Here is a 15,925-nt window from a genome sequence, read left to right as displayed (position 1 = left end):
TTCCTGCTTTCACCTCCTTTAAATCAATCTTCTAATATCAGAGCAGGCAAAGTCTGCTCCAGCCACGCCAGGGGCTCCTGCTTTGACGTACCCATTCTGTACGTCAGCTGCTGCTCCTGACCGTTTTTCAATGTCATCGTCTTAGGATGCTGCATCAGCAGCTTCAGAACTGCCTCCGGGTTTACCTGTGCCTTCTCGCCGAAGGTCAGGCGGATAATTCCCTGATGCACATTTACGCCACGGATTTTCAGAACTCGGCACAAGCCCTTAAACGCTGCCAAACGCCAGAGCATTTCCACCTCCGGCGGCGGATTGCCGAAGCGGTCGATAATTTCGTCCAGAAAATCCTCCCGCTGTGAATATTCCAGCTCGCTGAAGCGACGATACAGCTCCATTTTATAACGCGGATCCGGAATATAGCTGTCCGGAATATAGGCCTCTGCCTGAATTTCCAGAACCGGCTCCGGCTCAGGCTCGGCCTCCTTGCCGTTTTTCAGGCGTTCAATGGTTTTTTCCAGCATCTCGCAATAAGCGGCAAAGCCTATGCCGGTAATATGTCCGTGCTGCTGCGGTCCCAGCAGATTGCCGGCACCGCGGATTTCCAGATCGCGCATAGCAATCTTAAAGCCTGCGCCCAGCTCCGTAAAATCACGGATGGCCTGCAGACGCTTTTCGGCAATTTCACTCAGCGCCTTATTAGGCTGATAAACAAAGTAAGCATAAGCAAGACGCGAGCTGCGTCCTACACGGCCACGCATCTGGTAAAGCTGCGAAAGGCCGAAGTTGTCGGCACCGTCGATAATAATCGTATTCGCCAGCGGTACATCCAGCCCGTTTTCCACAATCGTCGTACACAAAAGCACGTCGCAGCCGCCCTCATAGAAGGTAATCATGGCATCCTCTAATGCGTCCTCATTCATCTGCCCGTGGGCAATTTTGATGCTGATGCCCGGTACCAGACGGCGCAGCTTGGCAGCCAACGGCTCCAAAGCGCTGACGCGGTTGCTGATATAGTAAATTCTGCCGCCGCGGCGCAGCTCACGCTCGAGTGCTTCCTTAATCATGCCGTCGTTATATTCGCTGACATAGGTTTCAACAGGCAAGCGGTCCTCCGGCGGCGATTCGATAACGCTCATATCACGGCCGTTGACCAGCGCCATATGCAGAGTACGCGGAATAGGTGTTGCCGAAAGCGACAAGACATCTATACCGAGATGCCATTTCTTAATTTTTTCCTTTTGGGCAACACCGAAGCGCTGCTCCTCATCGATAATCAGCAGGCCGAGGCTGGTAAAATTCACATCCGGCTGCAGCAGACGGTGCGTACCGATAAGAATATCAACCTTACCGTCGGCAACCTCCTGCAGAACAGTGCGCTGCTCCTTCGGCGTACAAAAGCGGTTCAGCAGACGAACCTCTACACCGAAATTGCGCACGCGCTCCTTGAAGGTAATATAATGTTGCTGTGCCAGCACTGTTGTAGGTGCCAATACAGCCACCTGCTTACCGTCAAGCACAGCCTTAAAGGCAGCACGCAAGGCCACCTCGGTTTTTCCGTAACCGACATCACCGCAGAGCAGACGCTCCATAGGCTGCGGCTTTTCCATATCAGCTTTGATTTCGGCAATCGCCTTCAGCTGGTCCGGTGTTTCCTCATAGGGAAAGGCTGCTTCAAAGTCCTTTTGCAGCTGACAGTCCGGTGAAAAGGCATGCCCCGGCATAATCTGCCGCTGTGCATATAAACGCAGCAGCTCCTCCGCCAGCTCCGTAATCGCCTTAGCAGCCTTGGCCGTAGTGCGTTTCCAGTCATTGCCGCCCATTTTCGACAGACGCGGCACACTTCCCTCGCTGCCGACATATTTATGCAGCATGCCGACCTGCTCTACCGGAACATACAGCTTATCATCTCCGGCATAGGCCAAAAGCAGATAATCACGGTGGATGCCGTCAACCTCGACGTTTTCTACGCCTATATAACGGCCGATACCATGAACCTTATGAACAACGTAATCTCCGGCCTTGATATCCGAAAAATACTGCAGCTGTTGGCCCTGGTTTTTGGTATGCAAGCGTTTGCGCTTCTGCATGCCGAAAATATCATTTTCTGTCAGCAGCAGCCATTCTTCATCCCAAAAGCGAAAGCCGTGATCCAAATCGCCGTAGGTTACATTGACGACTCCCGGCTCAAAGCTCTTTTGGGAAAAATGTCCCTTTAATCCGTAGTTGCGCAGATTATCCGCAAAACCACGGGCCTTAATGCTGCCGGAAAGCATAATCAGCGGCGTAATCCCCTCCGCCAGCCAGTTCTGCAAATCCTCCACCAGCAAATTGGTATTCTTATTATACGGCGCAACCGCGCGCACCGGTATATTCAACGAAGGCAGCTGCTGCAGATAGCTGTGTCCCAACGCCGATACCAGCACAGCACCGTTGGCTGCAAGCTGCTCTATAAGCTCCTGTTTCCCGAAAAGCTCGGAGGCATGCTCCTTGTTTTCCTTGTCCAGCTTTTCCAGCATACTGAAAACATGCACCGGCTCATCAACAACTACCATAGTATCCGCAGCGCAATATTCAAAGATATCGGCATCATAGCTGAAGCTTTCATCTACCTTCAGCGGAGCAATTTTGATACTGGTGAGAGTCTGCAGACTGCGCTGAGTGTCAACATCAAAGCTGCGCATAGCATCAAGCTCATTGTCGAACCATTCGATACGCACCGCAGTACTGCTGTTGATTGGGTACACGTCCAGAATATCACCGCGCAGGCAGAACTGTCCCAAAGCATCAACCTGCTCCGTACGCTCATAGCCCAAATCAAGCAACGCGGCAGCTATATTACGCTGTTCGTGCTCTTCGCCGACAGCGAGCTGCAGCGCCTTGCCGGACATACCGCTCGGACGCAGTTGCTTTTGCTGCAGCGCCTCTGCCGTAATGAAAACAATGCCCCGCTCCTCACCGCTCAAAAAGCGTAGTGCGGCCGCACGTCCTGCCTGCAGCTCCAGGCTCTGCGTATCTGCCTGCACATGCGGCAGGCTTACAGGATAAAGCTCCTGCATCGGCAAATCCGGGTACAGATAATTAAGCTCGCGGCGATAAGTACGGATTTCCTCACGCGAAGCAGTAATAAAGGCCATGCTGCCCTTGCCGCCAAGCAGCTTATCTGCGGCAGCAAAAAAGACCGGCTTGCTGCTTCCAGCCAACCCGGTTAAAATACAGGCCTGTTTTTTCTTTTGATATTCGGCCGCCTGCCGTACTTCCTTGACAGCGGCAACCTTATTGACTAATAAATTTTCCATAGGCAATACAAATTGATAAATAGGGCTGTTACAGACGTAACAGCCCTATAATCTGTTTTAAAATCAGAGCTTAACAGCAAGTACTTTGCGGTCCAGGCTGTGAATAGCATCAACAAAACGTACGGTGCCGGTTTTGTAACGGGCAGAAATAGTATGGGTACGTACGCCGTCGCCGAAGTAACGCAGGCCGTTCAGCATGTTGCAGTTGGTAATAGCGGTAGCAGTAAACATGCAGTCATCGCCTTTTACCAGGTCATCCAGAGTCAGCACCTTGTTAACATCGGCAATACCCATCTTCAGGCAGCGTTGAACCTGAGCTTCGTCTTCTGGAACCAGACGAGCTTGCATATCGCCGCCCAGGCATTTAACAGCAGCAGCACCCAGAACGCCTTCCGGAGCGCCACCCTTACCAACGTACATATGCACGCCGCTGCCTTCGATGCAGCATTCAACAATCGGGTTAACGTCGCCGTCGGTAATCAGGGAGATACGAGCGCCGGCTTTACGGATTTCGTCCATCAGGCCGTAATGACGTTCGCGGTCCAGCAGAACTACGTTCAGGTCGCTTACTTTACGGTCCATTGCTTTAGCAACGCGTGCCAAGTTTTCGCTCATCGGAGCATTGATATCGATGCAGCCTTTAGCACGGGGGCCGACAGCGATTTTATCCATATACATATCAGGAGCATGCAGCAGGCAGCCACGTGGAGCGATAGCAATAACTGCGATAGCACCGTTTTGTCCTTTAGCAACCAGGTTGGTACCCTCGATCGGGTCAACAGCGATATCAACCTCAGGGCCACCGGCACCTACTTCTTCGCCGATATACAGCATCGGTGCTTCATCCATTTCGCCTTCGCCGATAACAACGGTACCTTTAATATTTACGGTATCAAAAGCTGCGCGCATAGCATCAACAGCCAGACCGTCAGCACCGTTCTTGTCGCCTCTGCCTACAAGATGACCGCAGGCAATAGCTGCCGCCTCGGTTACACGTACAAATTCCAAAGAAAGCTCTCTGTTCATTCTTCACAACACTCCTTAATATAATTTCATATGGTAATAGCACTGCTTGCGCAGCGCAAGAGAATTAACTCTATGTCCAACCTTTATTATGACACGTTTATTCTGATTAATCAATCTAAATTTTATTTACAGCAAAAGCATCAGGCAAACCTGCCACGGCAAAACAAAGACAATATACAGCAAAAACAGGCTGAATACTACGGTTACACCTGCACGGAAGGCATCTACAAGATACACCGCCTCCAGCGACCGCACCAGAAGATACAGCATCCACAGGCAGCCGATGAGAAACAGCACACCTAAGAGCGGCAAGCCGTTAAAACCCATCCTGCCCGCCAGCAAAGCTCCCGGCGTGAGCAGCAGAAAAGGCAACGTCGTATAGCCCAAAAGGCAGATAAGCCCGACCGGGTCGCCCGCCAGCGCACCGAAGGTTTCCATAATGCCGTGCAGCAAAAAACCGTAAAGCGTTAAAGCTGTTCCCGCAATCAGCACCGTAGCAATAATAATGCCGAAGCGCACATCCAACGGCGAATCCAACAGCCAGCAGTTTGTTGCTACGCCAAAAAAGCTGAAGCTGAGAGTGAAATAAAAAGCACTGCGCCAAAGAGAAGGCTGCTTGGCAATCGCAGCCATGCCTGCACCGGGCTCAAAAAGTACCTCAAAGGTTTTGCGCCTCATAGCTCATCACCTCGTCATACCGCCTGCCGGCGCACCGCTCTGCTGCAGGCTGCCTGTCAGCTGATTTACAAGCTCAGTTTTAATCAGCTCCGCAATATGAGCGCTGAGCAAAAACTCCCACGGCTGCTGTTTTTCCTTAGCCTTCACCGGCGGCAGTCCGTCGGCACCCGGCTTAATCTTGCCTAATTCACCCGCTGCGGCAAGCGCATCGTAATAATCGCCGATTTCATCTACCAGGCCCAGATTCTTAGCCTGCAGACCGGTATAAACACGACCGTCAGCCAAGGATTTTACCTTGCTTTCTTCCATCTTGCGTCCTACGGCAACAGTTGTCACGAACTGCTCGTAGATTTCGTTGACGATGTTCTGCAAAATAGCCTGTTCTTCAGGTGTCATCGGTCTGTCGCTGCTCATAATATCCTTATAGGGACCGCTTTTAATCTTATTGCTGGTGATGCCTATTTTCTTGAACAGCTCCTCCGTATTCATGTACGGCATATACACACCGATACTGCCGGTAAGCGTTGTGGCATTGGCATAAACCTTGTCACTGGCGCAGACTGCAATCCAATAGGCAGCGCTGGCACCGGTATTGCCGATAGTTGCAACTATCGGCTTTTTGGTTTTCTCCTTAAAGCGCTTCAGTTCACGTCCGACCTCTTCCGCAGCCGTAGCACTGCCGCCGCCGCTGTCAATACGCAGGACTAATGCTTTGACGCTGTCATCAGCCGCAGCCTCACGAATCTGCTTCATAATGCTGCCGCTTGTTACACCATTGGTCTGGCTGAAAATATTGTCCTTGCTGTCCGCACCGCTGATAATCGTACCGTAAATATTGATTACGGCCACACGGTCAGGTACAGTAACAGTTTTCTCGGCATTGTTATTCCCCTTGAGCAATGAAACAACAAAGCTCAACACAGCCAGAATCAATACCGCACTGATAAAAATTTTCTTAAGCATTCAATCACTCTCCTCCCTAATCATAGTATAACACAAGCAAAAACTCCCCTCAGGCGTATGCCTTACGGCAATTGCGCCTAAGGTGCCTAAGAGGAGTATTCTTATTTTCCGAAAGCAACGTCGGCTTAAGCTCAGCGCTTTCAGGATAACCTTATTGGTGATGTTTTACCGCCGCACCCACAAACTCTCTGAATAACGGATGCGGATTTGTCGGACGGGATTTAAATTCAGGATGGAATTGCGCACCGAGGAACCACGGATGCTCACTCTCAGGCAATTCAACAATCTCTACCAGACGGCCATTAGGCAGTGTGCCGCCAAGAACTAATCCCTTGCCCACAATTTTCTCACGGAAAGCATTGTTGAACTCATAACGATGACGATGACGTTCGTAAATCAGCTCTGCATTGTAAGCCTTGCTTGTCAGCGTATCGGGATAAACCTTACACGGATACAGTCCCAGACGCATCGTACCGCCCAAATCCTCAACATCAATCTGTTCCGGCATCAGGTCGATAACAGGATGTGTGCTGTTCGGATTGAACTCCGAGCTGTTGGCATCAGCCATACCGCAGACGTGACGGGCAAATTCAATTACTGCGCACTGCATGCCCAGGCAGATACCGAAGAACGGAATCTTGTGCTCACGTGCATATTGAATAGCCTTAATCTTGCCTTCAATACCGCGGTTACCGAAGCCTCCCGGCACCAGAATGCCGTCAACACCGGCCATAACCTTAGCCATATCAGTATCATCTGCTTCGATTTCTTCGGCATTTACCCAATGGATATCCAGCTCTGCTTCATTGGCAACTGCCGCATGACGCAAGGATTCCGTAATAGAAATATAAGCATCCTGCAAAGCAACATATTTGCCGACTACAGCAATAGTTACCTTCTTATCATATTTTTTCAGGATGCGGGCCACCATATCATGCCAGCCCTGCATATCCTTCGGCTTATCTTCCATCTCCAGCTTGCGCAGAACAATGGTATCAAGTCCCTGCTCCTCCATGAGCATCGGTACCTCATAAATGCTTCTTGCGGTAAGGTTTTGGATAACTGCGTCCGGATCTACGTCGCAGAACATAGCCATTTTTTCGCGCATTTCCTTGGAAATAGGCTTTTCGCTGCGGCAAACGATAATATCAGGAGAAATACCGATGCTGCGCAGCTCTTTGACGCTATGCTGAGTCGGTTTGGTTTTCAGCTCACCGGCTGCGGAAATATACGGTACCAGTGTAACGTGAATATAAAGCACATCGTTTTTGCCGACATCCTTTTTTACCTGACGGATGGCTTCCAAAAACGGCAGGCTTTCAATATCACCTACAGTGCCGCCGATTTCTGTAATAACAAAATCGGCATTATCCTGTTGGCCTACGCGGAAAACGCGCTCTTTGATTTCATTTGTGATATGAGGAATAACCTGTACGGTACCGCCAAGATAATCGCCACGGCGTTCTTTATTAATTACACTCTGGTAAATCTTACCTGTGGTCGTATTGGAGTTTTTTGACAGGTTGATATCAATAAAGCGTTCGTAATGTCCCAAATCAAGGTCAGTTTCCGCACCATCGTCCGTTACAAAAACCTCGCCATGCTGATACGGGCTCATTGTGCCCGGGTCAATATTGATATACGGGTCGAACTTCTGGATAGTAACCCTGTAGCCGCGGCTTTTCAGCAAACGGCCTAAAGACGCAGCAGTGATGCCCTTGCCCAAAGAAGACACAACGCCGCCTGTCACAAAAATGTACTTGGTATTAGTAGTCATGATTTTTAACCCCCTCAGATTTCATAAAATGCTACAACACAATAAAAATATTAAATTGTATCTAAACTCACTGCAGGCGGCAAAGCCCAAGGACTCTGCCACCTGCAAAAGAATTTCTTAAATTACATTCTTTCCGGAGCAGAAACGCCCAGAATACCCAATGCATGACGAATGGTGTGACCAACTGCCTTAACCAAAGCAATGCGGGCTTGCTGTAAGTCTGTATCTACGCCCAGAATACGGCATTGGTTATAGAAGGAGTGGAACAGAGTTGCCAGCTCATAGGTATAGGTTGCCACATGATGTACAGCGCGTTCGCGAGCTGCACGGGCAAGCAGTTCTGGATATTCGCCAAGCTTTTTAACCAGCGCCAGCTCTTCGGGAGCCTGCAGAGTATCCAGCTTCAGCTCGTCTAAAGCTACAGCCTCAATGCCTGCTTCGGCAAGCTGACGGGCAATGCTGCAGATACGCGCATGCGCATATTGGATATAATAAACCGGGTTCTCATTGGATTTTTCGGTAGCCAGAGTCATATCAAAATCCAGCTGGCTGTCTAAGGAGCGCATGCAGAAGAAGTAACGCGCCGCATCAACGCCAACCTCATCCATCAGCTCGCGCAGAGTGATGGTTTCGCCGGTACGCTTAGACAGCTTAACAATATCGCCGTTGCGATACAGACGTACCATTTGCAGCAGCAGCACCTCCAGCTTATCAGCATCAAAGCCCAAAGCATTTACAGCAGCCTTCACGCGGGCAATATAACCGTGGTGGTCAGCGCCCCACAGGTTGATGATGCGGTCGAAGCCACGCTCGAATTTGTTGCGGTGATATGCAATATCGGCAGCAAAGTAGGTGGAAACGCCGTTGTCACGGATAACAACGCGGTCCTTGTCATCGCCGTAAGCGGTGGAATTAAACCATTTTGCGCCGTCCTTTTCATAAACACAGCCTTTTTCCTCAAGGAATTTGCAAGCCTCACGGATTTTATCGGCATCATGCAGGGATTGCTCGCTGAACCATACATCGAAGGTTACGCCGAATGCTTCCAGGTCCTCTTTCAGGCCTGCCAGCTTTTCTTTATAAGCAATTTCCAGGAATTTAGCCAGACGCTCTTTTTCCTCTAAAGCAACAAATTCCTTGCCATAGATACGGATAATGCGCTGAGCGGTTTCAATGATGTCATAGCCATGGTAGCCGTTTTCCGGGAAAGGAATGCCGGTCGGCATTTCATCCAGCTGCTTAACGGTCAGGTCAGCAGGAACGCCGCCCATTTCCTCCAGCTTCAGCAGCTGCAGGTAACGTGCATTGACGGAGTTTGCCAGATTGTTCATCTGGTTGCCGGCATCATTGATATAATATTCGCTTTCAACATCATAGCCTGCAGCACGCAGCAGGTTAACCATAGCACTGCCTACAGCAGCACCGCGGGCATGGCCTACATGCAGCGGGCCGGTGGGGTTAGCACTTACATATTCAACCTGCACGCGGCCTAAGCCGTTAGCAGGCAGATTGCCGTAGTTTTCACCGGCAGCCAGAATACCTGCCAGCAAATCAGCGGTCCAGTTTTGTTTCAGATAGAAATTGATGAAGCCGGGGCCGGCAATTTCCATTTTATCTACGGAAGCACAGTCCAGATTATCAACAACAGCCTGTGCAATCTGACGCGGTGCACAATGCAGGCTGCGGGCAGACTGCATAGCAAAGTTGGTTGCAAAATCGCCGAATTCCTTTTGCGGCGGAACCTCCAGCATAACCTCGGGCAAAGTACCCGGTTTCAAAGTACCGTTATCGATAGCTTTTTGCGCTGCATCTTTAATGGCAGCGGCTAATAAATCCTTTATATCCAAAGCAAAATCTCTCCTTCTCTTTATTTATTGCTTATTTTGTTTCGTAAATAGGGTCATTAGTCAGTTCAACGCCCAGCTTTTTGAATACCTTAAAATCGCCCTCTGTCAGCATAACGGTAGAGTGAGCCTGACAGCCCTTCAGCTCCGGCAGCTTTTCCAGCGCCAGCTTAGCCAGACTGTCCGTTGCGGCACACATGGAAAGCGCTATCAGCACCTCATCCATATGCAGACGCGGATTGCTGCTGCCAAGGTAGCGTGTTTTCAAATTCTGAATCGGGTTAATGTAGGTCGGCGAAATCAGGTGCATTTCATCCGCAATACCGCCCAGTTCCTTAATAGCGTTCAACAGCACGGCACTGGCAGGTCCCAGCAAATCCGTAGTTTTGCCGGTAACAATTCTGCCATCGGCAAGCTCCAGCGCAATAACAGCGCACTTGCGCTCTTCCGCAACCTGCTTGGCTACGGTAACAACGCGGCGGTCATTTACGCTGACCTTAGCCTGCTTCATCAGCAGCTCCAGCGTATAAACCTCCTGCTTGCTGGCCTCATCCAGTGCCAAACGGTTCAGGGACTGATAATAGCGGCGGATAATTTCCTGACGCGATGCCTCGCAGCAGACCTCATCATCACAGATGCAGTTGCCTGCCATATTAACGCCCATATCGGTAGGCGATTTATACGGGCAATAGCCGTAAATACCTTCAAAGATTGCTGCCAGTACAGGATAAATCTCAACATCACGATTGTAATTTACCGTAGTTACGCCATAGGCCTCCAAATGGAAGGGGTCAATCATATTAACGTCCTGCAAATCAGCCGTAGCAGCCTCGTAAGCCATATTTACAGGATGCTTCAAAGGCAGATTCCAGATGGGGAAGGTTTCGAATTTAGCATAACCGGCCTTAATGCCGCGCTTATTTTCATGATACAGCTGCGACAGGCAGGTAGCCATCTTGCCGCTGCCAGGACCGGGAGCAGTAACAACTACCAGCGGACGTGTAGTTTCTACATAGTCGTTCTGGCCATAGCCCGCATCACTGACAATATGCTCCACATTATGCGGATAGCCTTCAATCGGATAATGGTAATAAACCTTGATATCCAAAGCCTCCAGCTTATTCTTGAAGCTTTCGATGGATTTCTGGCCCTTATATTGCGTAATAACAACGCTGCTGACATAAAGTCCCTTGGAACGGTAAACCTTTACCAGACGCAGTACATCCAGATCGTAGGTCAGGCCTAAATCGTGGCGCACCTTATTATTTTCAATATCATCGGCATTGATGGAAATAATCATCTCTGCCTGGTCCACCAGCTGCAGAAGCATCTGCAGCTTACTGTCCGGAGCAAAGCCCGGCAGTACGCGGGAAGCATGGTAATCATCGAACAGCTTGCCGCCGAATTCCAGATAAAGCTTATCGCCGAATTTACTGATGCGCTCTCTGATATGCTCAGATTGCATGGTCAAATATTTTTGATTATCAAAGCCTATTTTCATATTAAATTTCCTCAACCTCAATTAAAATCTTCATCTCGCCGTAAGGCTTATCATCATGATACAAGGTATATTCCATTTCCAGCTGCCACATGCCGTTACGGAAATGGGTATATACATAACTGGTTTCCGTCGTCAGAGGAATTTTCATATAAGGTGTCTGATAAAGGCTTTTATCTACATATCCACGGCGGAATTCCTGTCTGTGATCTACGCTGCCGCTACGCATGACTATAACGTGCTCATCGTCCCATTTCAGCGTTGTCTTGGTATTATCCAGACCGGACTGTTCATCCTCCTTATAGATTACGTAGTATTTGCCGCCTTTTTCCGTCATCATACCCGTATACTTTTGTTCAGAAGCCTGAGCCTCACTACCCTCATCCTTCGTTGTACTCAAAATACGAATTTTTACCGGCTGCATAGTACGTGCCTCCATAAACAAGATAGAGCCTGCACCGTTTCGCCACACCATTATGATCGAAAGGTCGCAAGCCCTACAAGATTTTTGTCAATCTAATGCCATTAAACTTTTCTGCACTAAAAGACCTCTTATATTCTTCAATATTATATAACAGCTATAAAGTACAGTCAAGAAATTGCATAAGCAAGTGCAGGATTTACCATAACAGCAAGCTAAAAAAATCAACCAAAAACGACAGAGTATACTGCCATAGTATAGCTCTGTCGTCAGCTTTTTAATATAAAATTTATTTTTTAGCTTCTTCCTTAGCTGCTTCTTTCTGCTGCGGCAGCATTACACTGAAATCATTCAGCAAAGGCTTCTCGCCGTTCAGCTTGAAAAGATATACGAAGCGGGCAGCAGGTTTTTTCTCTGCAACAACCTGATACAGCAGCACGTCTGCGCCATTATGCTTTTCAACAACAATCAGTTGATTGGTGGTCAGCTTACCGAAATCCTTAGCAAGCTGTGCGTGCATATTAGTGTATGCCTTTTCATCCCAGTTCTTTTGCATATCCTCGGTCATCATGGAGGTAACTGCCTTATAGTTGCCACCGTTGATAAATTTGTCAACAATAGCTTCCTCTGCATCCAAAACCTTGCCGTTGGATGCGCTGCAAACTGCGCTGACAGCCAGCATCATAATCATTGTAACCAGCATTAATATTTTTTTCACGGAAATTCTCCTCCCTATATGCTTAATATGTGTTTAATTATAGTCTTTCGTGCCAACAAGTGCAAGCGTTACCATAAAAACTTTACAAATCTTTTCCGCTAACGATAAAATTAAGCACAGCATTAAAGATTTTTGTTTTTCCATTCCGTCAGCTGGCTGCTAAAGGCTTCCCACTGCTGCGGCAATGCTTCCAGCGCCGCATCGGCCTTGGCCTGCTCCCAGCCGCTGAACAAGGCTGCTTCATAGCGCAGCTCTTTGATTTTGGGATGTGCCGCCACCAGCTTCTCTACCATCATGGTGTTGATATAATCATCGTGCAGCAGCCCCAGCATATCCTGCAGATACTTCAGGCTACGCAAAAGGCGTGCTTCCGGAGCCAGCTCCGGCACGCTCTGCAGTGCATAACGGAAGCGCTTGAGCTTGATGCGGATGCGGTGCAGCTGCTCCATATTATGCAAATCGGGATATTTTTCCGGCAGCTCCATCAGCTTGTCATACCAGTTACCGAAACGACGCGACAAAAACTCTGCCACTGTCAGCTCCCTTTCAGGCGCAGGCACTCTGTACAGCCACAAAAGCAAACGGGCCAGCTCCAGCGTCAAGCGGTTCAGCCTCAGTCCGCGCAGCGCCTTAGCTGCAGCCGTACCGCGCAGCTGCGTCAGCAAAGCCGTAAGCTGCGGCAGCGAAGCTTCCGCCTGCTCCCGGCTGCGCTGCAGACGCGAGCAAATTTGCAGCGCCACATCGTACTCCCGCACATCACCCAAACGATTGGTGCTCGCCTTCAGCACTCCCTGCCAATGCACCGCCTCCTGCTCAGGCAGCAGCGGCTTGCATAGAGTCAGCAGCGAGCGCAGACGTCTGAGCTTTACACGAAGCTGACGCAGCAGACTGCGTTCCGGGCCACGGCTCAAAACCTCCTGCCACAGCTTGCTTACATAATAAACCTGCCAGGGAAGATGACAATACAGCAGGCTCATAGCGCTGTCGGCATCGTAGGCCGCCAGCTGCTTTTGGTCAAAACAGCCGCGCAACTGGTCCAGTCGCTGCGAAAAATCCGGCTCCTCCAGCACAAATTTTGTTTTGGAGGCCAGCAGCTTCTGCAGCAGGCTGTCGACAGCCTCTGCAGCTTCCGCATTGTGATATTCGAATTCGATAATGATATCCGCTATCGCCAGCAGCTTATCGCTCACAAGCAAAGTGCCCCAGGCACAATACAAGCGCACACCGTCAATATTTTCCGGCGTAAAACGTGTCAGGCGATATTTGTACATATCATTATCGTTAAAATATTTTTCTTTGATTTTTACCTTTACGGTACTGCCAGGCAACAGCCTTTTCGCAAGATTAAGCAGCTGCGCCTGGTTTTTTACTTCCAGTCCATGCAGACACAGCTTGTGTTTCATGTCATCTACCTCCCGGACTTTGACGCTTATTTGTTCTTCGGCACAATTTCCAGCCAATAATTATCGGGGTCGGTAATAAAGTAAATTCCCATAGCAGGATTTTCGTAGCAGATGCAGCCCATTTCCTTATGCTTAGCATGCGCTGCTTCGTAATCATCTACCAAAAATGCCAGATGGAATTCATTTTCGCCTAGATTATAAGCTTCCTTGCGGTCACGCAGCCAGGTAAGCTCCAACAGATGCGGAGTTTTGCCGTCCGTCAGATATACCAGAATAAAGCTGCCGTCCTCGGCCACCTTACGGTGATCATCCTTCAGGCCCAAGGCCTCCTCGTAAAACTTCAGGCTTTTTTCCAAATCCAATACGTTAAAGTTGTTATGTGCGAAAGTAAATTCCATATTGTACACCTCTCATTAAATTATATTACATATTTAAAAAAATACTACCTGCTTCAAGAGCAGAGCAGCTAAAGCAATACCTGCTGCCAGCTTGCCGAGCATTGCAAAAAAGCGCATCTTCGCTGCCGTCCACGCCAACTGCATAGCAGCCGCCGAAACACCCGTATGCGCCAGCTCATAGGCAAACGCAGCCGCAAAGGCACCGGCCATACCGCCGAGCAATGAGCCTAATATCGGAAAAATCAATGTACCGAGCAGAGTGCCGGCAAAGCTTCCCAAGGCAATGAAAATAACAGCGAACCAAGAAACTTTACTGCGTTTGATGCCGAAAAGGCCGACGCAGAACTCCCAAAATTCACCCAAAGCATAAATGAGTACCATAGCAGACAGCAATCTGCCGTTAAAATAAAGTACCTCATCAAAAAAAGCAAACATCAACGATGTCAGTAAAAGCAAAGTATTCCCCGGAAGGTCAAATATTGTCAGTATCGGTCCCGATACAGCTATGAAGATTGCAAATATACGCTCAACCAGCAGTTCCATAACATGCCTCCGTCTATTTATATTGTATTAATTATACCACATCCATAAACATACAAGTTTACTAAAGTGTCACGAGAATTAGAAATAAATGTAAAATCGTTGTGCGGTATTGCAGAAAATGCTAAAATTAGTTAAGCTAAAAATTTCTTAACCAAGGAGGTTCCCTCGTGAACGATATATTGCTTACTCTTAAACCATGGTACCCTTCCATAAGTGCCTTTCTTTTCTTTACCGTTGTCCGCTACATTTATAAAAACTTTTTCATCCGCCTTTTACGCCGTCTGAATAACAAGGTATCCTTCGGCTACGGCGAGTATTTTCTTAACGCCTTTGAGACACCTATCAACATTGCACTCTTTATTATCGCGTTCTATGCGGCAATCAACCTGTCGCCGTTGGCATCAGTACACGATTTCAGCTTTACCGACCGCATTCTGCGAACGATCATTGTCACCAACTTTTTCTGGGGCCTGTATAACCTGATTGATACAACGCACGGCGTTTTCTTCGATTTGCTGGAAAGATTCGGTATCCAGACCGATGAAGCCATCGCTAACATTCTAGCGACTGTTTTCCGTATAATTATCATCATGCTGGGCTTTGTAACCGTAGCCCGCGAATGGAATTATGACATCAGCGCCTTCATCGCCTCCCTAAGTATCGGCTCTTTGGCTGTTGCATTTGCAGCCAAGGATGCGTTGGCCAACGTTTTCGGCAGTATGATAATCCTGCTCGATAAGCCCTTTAAAATCGGCGACTGGATTAAAGCCAACGGCATCGAAGGTATCGTAGAAAGCGTTTCCTTCCGCAGCACCTGTATCCGCACCTTTCCGCAGGAGCTTGTTTATATTCCGAACTCCCTCCTCAGCAACACGCCGATTACCAACTATACGCTGCGCGAACGTCGCCGCATCGACTTTACGCTTGGCCTGACCTACGGTACAACGGCTGCCCAAATCGAGGAATTTATCTTCAAGCTGAAAAATTATCTGGAGGATCTCACGCTTATTGATGAAAATGATGTACGCGTTCATTTTGTCACCTATAACAGCAGCAGCCTTGATATACGTGTTGTCTGCTACGCCAAAACAGGCAAGCACCTCGAATACCTCAACATTATGCAGGAAATCAACCTGCATACATTGGAGCTGCTTGAAGAGGTGGGCGTAAGCTGTGCCTTCCCCAGCACCAGTCTTTATTTTGAAACTCCGCTGCAGGAAAATGTTACCGAACAGCCTGCCAAAGCACAATCCGAAGCTGATAAACCAAAAGATAACAGCACCTCTGCCAACTGCTAATTCACTATTATTTTGCAGAAAAATTTTGCAAACTGAGTTATAATAAAATAAAGAATAATTTT

At 48.7% G+C, this 15,925-nt stretch carries 13 protein-coding genes; 1 reads left to right on the top strand and 12 read right to left on the bottom strand.

The features are described from left to right. Window positions 1–23 precede the first annotated feature (23 nt). The 12 genes from mfd to HMPREF9443_RS07730 all read right to left on the bottom strand — a co-directional run bounded on the left by mfd (window position 24) and on the right by HMPREF9443_RS07730 (window position 14,565). Complete coding sequence (gene mfd / locus HMPREF9443_RS07785; protein ID WP_009146031.1) at window positions 24–3,296, bottom strand: transcription-repair coupling factor; 3,273 nt, start codon at window positions 3,294–3,296, stop codon at window positions 24–26. Window positions 3,297–3,359: 63 nt separating this feature from the next. Continuing rightward, window positions 3,360–4,322 carry a class II fructose-bisphosphatase gene (gene glpX / locus HMPREF9443_RS07780; protein WP_009146030.1) on the bottom strand — a complete coding sequence of 321 codons (963 nt, stop codon included), beginning with the start codon at window positions 4,320–4,322 and terminating at the stop codon, window positions 3,360–3,362. 126 nt (window positions 4,323–4,448) lie between these two features. Then, complete coding sequence (locus tag HMPREF9443_RS07775; RefSeq protein WP_009146029.1) at window positions 4,449–5,000, bottom strand: YIP1 family protein; 552 nt, start codon at window positions 4,998–5,000, stop codon at window positions 4,449–4,451. Window positions 5,001–5,006: 6 nt separating this feature from the next. Continuing rightward, window positions 5,007–5,963, bottom strand: coding sequence for a signal peptide peptidase SppA (gene sppA, locus HMPREF9443_RS07770; RefSeq protein ID WP_009146028.1), 957 nt, complete (start codon window positions 5,961–5,963; stop codon window positions 5,007–5,009). Between the two features lie 151 nt (window positions 5,964–6,114). Continuing rightward, complete coding sequence (locus tag HMPREF9443_RS07765; protein WP_009146027.1) at window positions 6,115–7,740, bottom strand: CTP synthase; 1,626 nt, start codon at window positions 7,738–7,740, stop codon at window positions 6,115–6,117. A 122-nt stretch (window positions 7,741–7,862) separates the two neighbouring features. Beyond that, a complete protein-coding gene (gene argS, locus HMPREF9443_RS07760) occupies window positions 7,863–9,587 on the bottom strand; it encodes an arginine--tRNA ligase (protein ID WP_009146026.1) in 1,725 nt (574 codons plus the stop codon). 31 nt (window positions 9,588–9,618) lie between these two features. Beyond that, window positions 9,619–11,085 (bottom strand): DUF1846 domain-containing protein, encoded by a 1,467-nt coding sequence (locus HMPREF9443_RS07755; protein WP_009146025.1) that lies wholly within the window; start codon window positions 11,083–11,085, stop codon window positions 9,619–9,621. A 1-nt stretch (window position 11,086) separates the two neighbouring features. Beyond that, on the bottom strand, window positions 11,087–11,557 hold the full coding sequence (locus HMPREF9443_RS07750) for a YwiB family protein (RefSeq protein ID WP_009146024.1): 471 nt from the start codon (window positions 11,555–11,557) through the stop codon (window positions 11,087–11,089). Window positions 11,558–11,792: 235 nt separating this feature from the next. After that, window positions 11,793–12,221 carry a hypothetical protein gene (locus HMPREF9443_RS07745; RefSeq protein WP_040565308.1) on the bottom strand — a complete coding sequence of 143 codons (429 nt, stop codon included), beginning with the start codon at window positions 12,219–12,221 and terminating at the stop codon, window positions 11,793–11,795. 122 nt (window positions 12,222–12,343) lie between these two features. Then, the gene (locus tag HMPREF9443_RS07740; protein WP_009146022.1) at window positions 12,344–13,624 is read right to left on the bottom strand and encodes a CHAD domain-containing protein; all 1,281 of its coding nucleotides are present in this window, start codon (window positions 13,622–13,624) and stop codon (window positions 12,344–12,346) included. 26 nt (window positions 13,625–13,650) lie between these two features. Then, entirely contained in the window at window positions 13,651–14,022 is a 372-nt protein-coding gene (locus HMPREF9443_RS07735) for a VOC family protein (protein ID WP_009146021.1), read from the bottom strand. Between the two features lie 33 nt (window positions 14,023–14,055). Then, complete coding sequence (locus HMPREF9443_RS07730) at window positions 14,056–14,565, bottom strand: DUF456 family protein (RefSeq protein WP_009146020.1); 510 nt, start codon at window positions 14,563–14,565, stop codon at window positions 14,056–14,058. 167 nt (window positions 14,566–14,732) lie between these two features. Between HMPREF9443_RS07730 and HMPREF9443_RS07725 the strand changes: the two genes are divergently transcribed. Continuing rightward, window positions 14,733–15,863, top strand: a complete 1,131-nt coding sequence (locus tag HMPREF9443_RS07725; protein ID WP_009146019.1) for a mechanosensitive ion channel family protein — start codon at window positions 14,733–14,735, stop codon at window positions 15,861–15,863. Window positions 15,864–15,925 lie beyond the last annotated feature (62 nt).

The sequence above is a fragment of the Phascolarctobacterium succinatutens YIT 12067 genome (assembly GCF_000188175.1).
Classification (GTDB): Bacteria; Bacillota; Negativicutes; order Acidaminococcales; family Acidaminococcaceae; genus Phascolarctobacterium_A; species Phascolarctobacterium_A succinatutens.
This window is presented reverse-complemented; position numbering and strand designations above follow the sequence as displayed.

Bases quoted from the DNA above. Each gene is read 5' to 3' on its own strand.
- mfd (WP_009146031.1), bottom strand. From the start codon at position 3,296: ATGGAAAATTTATTAGTCAATAAGGTTGCCGCTGTCAAGGAAGTACGG.
- glpX (WP_009146030.1), bottom strand. From the start codon at position 4,322: ATGAACAGAGAGCTTTCTTTGGAATTTGTACGTGTAACCGAGGCGGCA.
- HMPREF9443_RS07775 (WP_009146029.1), bottom strand. From the start codon at position 5,000: ATGAGGCGCAAAACCTTTGAGGTACTTTTTGAGCCCGGTGCAGGCATG.
- sppA (WP_009146028.1), bottom strand. From the start codon at position 5,963: ATGCTTAAGAAAATTTTTATCAGTGCGGTATTGATTCTGGCTGTGTTG.
- HMPREF9443_RS07765 (WP_009146027.1), bottom strand. From the start codon at position 7,740: ATGACTACTAATACCAAGTACATTTTTGTGACAGGCGGCGTTGTGTCT.
- HMPREF9443_RS07755 (WP_009146025.1), bottom strand. From the start codon at position 11,085: ATGAAAATAGGCTTTGATAATCAAAAATATTTGACCATGCAATCTGAG.
- HMPREF9443_RS07750 (WP_009146024.1), bottom strand. From the start codon at position 11,557: ATGGTGTGGCGAAACGGTGCAGGCTCTATCTTGTTTATGGAGGCACGT.
- HMPREF9443_RS07740 (WP_009146022.1), bottom strand. From the start codon at position 13,624: ATGAAACACAAGCTGTGTCTGCATGGACTGGAAGTAAAAAACCAGGCG.
- HMPREF9443_RS07735 (WP_009146021.1), bottom strand. From the start codon at position 14,022: ATGGAATTTACTTTCGCACATAACAACTTTAACGTATTGGATTTGGAA.
- HMPREF9443_RS07730 (WP_009146020.1), bottom strand. From the start codon at position 14,565: ATGGAACTGCTGGTTGAGCGTATATTTGCAATCTTCATAGCTGTATCG.